Origin of the sequence: Infirmifilum sp., assembly GCF_049970975.1 — an archaeon.
GTDB lineage: Archaea > Thermoproteota > Thermoprotei > Thermofilales > Thermofilaceae > Thermofilum > Thermofilum uzonense.
Map to the genome: position 1 here is coordinate 1 of NZ_JBMFLX010000161.1, position 2,596 is coordinate 2,596.

The window sequence follows — 2,596 nt, forward strand, 5'->3', positions numbered from 1 at the left end:
CCCCCCACCGGGCACTATTGTGAGGACCTCATCCCGCAGCCTCGCCGTGAAGCCCGGCCGAAGCACCGAGACGGCTAGGTCGATGCCCTGGGAGGGGGCCTCAACGGCCTTCACGAGAACTTTCCACTCCCCGCTCTCGGGGTAGTACACCGTCAGCTGCTCCACGCCCTTCTCCCGGTAGTACACCACGTTGGAGGACCTCAGGTTTAGGACCCTCCCGCTGGGCGAGATGGCGGTGATGCTGAGGGAGCTTCCAGTGTAGGAGGCCCTAACGGAGAAGTAGCTCTGCCCCCTCTCTACGGGCACTGTCATTGAAAGCTCCTCGCCTTGGCGCAGCGTCTGGAGTAGGCTCTGGACGGCTAGGTGGCCGGAGATGTACCCGGAGAGCTGGGTGTATATGCGGCGAAGGTCCTCGGGAGATGGAGCGTAGACGTATACGCCACCGGTGACACTTGCCACATTCGCTAGCACGTTCTCATCGAGGTCGACTTTCTCCCCGAAGCCCAGCGTGTACACGGGCACCTTCAGCGCCCTAGCCCTCTTGGCGCTCTCGAGCGGTGTATGAGTCCCAGCGTTGTGCATCCCGTCCGTGAGCAGTATGACGGCGGCAGCTCCCTCCCTCGGCCCCTGCTCTATAAGGTCGAGTGCCAGCCACAGCCCATCGCCGAGTGCAGTCCTACCACCGGGCGACAGAGTGCCCAGCGCCTGGATCAGCGACCCCTTATCACCGGTGAAGTCGGCGACGACGCTGGCCGACGTCGAGAACTTGACGATGGCCACCTTATCCAGCGGCGAGACGAGCCTAACGAAGTCCTTTGCCGACCTTATAGCCGCGTCGATCTTCCTCTCACCCCGGAACTCATCATTCATGCTACCCGAGACGTCCATCACGAGTACTACCCGCAGCCCCGAAACGGGCCCCGGTGTCTTCCTCCTGCTAGCCATATCCTCCCGGAACGCATTGTAGGCATCCATCGCTTCCTTGTAGAGAATGAAAGCCGTTTCAACCGTTCTTTTTAACTTAGATTTCGAATTATTATACCTTGTTTCCGTAAATTGTTTCCAGGAACCGGAGATTTTAGCAAGAATGGTGGCTTTGTCTGTAACATCGCCCGTTATGCACGGTACGCACATGTGATTGGATACTATCCCGATAGAGTAGGCATCCTCAACCGAGCTTTTGAGGAGACCCTCGTATAACTCCCTCTCTAAATCGTGGTACAGCGCCTTGTAGGCGTAGAACTCGAGCAGATTACCTATGGAGGGCGCGTAGAACCCTCTCTCTATGGAATCGCTGTGGGAGTCTAGACCTTGGCCAAGATCCGCTAAAAGCAAGCAGTGAACCCCGTAGAACCCCGCTAGCTTGTCTCTATTTTCGAGAGGCTTTACACTAAAGTAGTGGGTCAAGAACCAAGCTGCTTCACTCACAATGGTTTGAAGGGCAGCCTCCCACACGTGCTGCTCGATGCCTTGAACCGCTGATAGCTTCTCTTGGGTCGTTGCCGCTGTACTCCATTTCTCTAATTTCTCTAGGAGATCTTGAGCTCTAGCGTAGTCAGAAGTTATAAAGAACTCAAAAAGCTTTACTACGCCGTCACGACCTACTGCTTCAACGACCGGTGTAAGAACCTGGTTTTTTGACGCCAAAACTGAGAGAATAATTAAAGACTTTCCCGCTAACTCATGGGCTCCAGTAATTACATTAAGAGTATTTGAAATATTCTTTAGTGCTCTCTCTGCATCTTTATCACCTAGCTTTTCTAAGGCCATGTTAAACGCAGCGTAAGCCTCTTTATCAGGTTTCAAAACCGCTAGGGTGAAGTACACCTGAGGGAATTGCTCTAGCCCAAGATTCAAGTTGTTGAGGAAGTCATGTACAATCGATGCTGCTTTCGCAGTATAAGATATTAAGAATAAAGTTAGCCCGACCATTCCAGATGGTGGAAAAAGAAGAAGTAGAAGCGCTCCTGTTAGGATAGTAACTACTCCCAAATCTACTAAGCGTGATTTAGCATAACTGTTAAAAATGTCTACTCCTTTAATGAAAATCATGATATCATCCTTGTTAATATCTTTAATTAATTCAGTTTTATTGATTTTCTTGATGCTGAAGAAGTAGTAGGCTGAATAGAGCTCGAGAGCTACTCTATCTCCATCCTGAACGCCAACCCATTCATCGCCGAGAACGACTTTGCGAAGATTCTCCGAGTAGAGGATGACTTTACCCGATGATAAAATATACGCTGTCATGTTGTATTCGGGTTGATTGCGGAAGGATATTTCCTCAACATGGACTACGTTCTCACCATCTTTAAGATACTTAGCTATGTAGTCGGGTACTTTGGGAGGGGTTGTTAGCACTGGTATAATTACGTTTGTGAATACGAGTGCTATTAAAAACACAGAGCAGAGGATTTTGATTATCCGCAAGCCAGTTTTCTTAGTAATGATTTTTCGGAGACATTCGAGGCGCTCCCTCATCTTCTTCACCTAACTGAGAAGCGAGCCTGAAAAGCATTCGGTACCTCGATGACGTCGCCTTGCTTGATCGGCACCGGCCCCTTGCCCCTGATGTCGACGCCGTTCACGAAGGTGC

The 2,596-nt window shown here is 51.0% G+C and carries 1 protein-coding gene; it reads right to left on the bottom strand.

Annotated features, from left to right (window positions below; genetic code table 11):
* The coding region (locus ACP5KC_RS10015; RefSeq protein WP_428287473.1) for a vWA domain-containing protein at nucleotides 1–2,481 on the bottom strand (2,481 nt) is incomplete at its 3' end.
* Nucleotides 2,482–2,596: the final 115 nt, after the last annotated feature.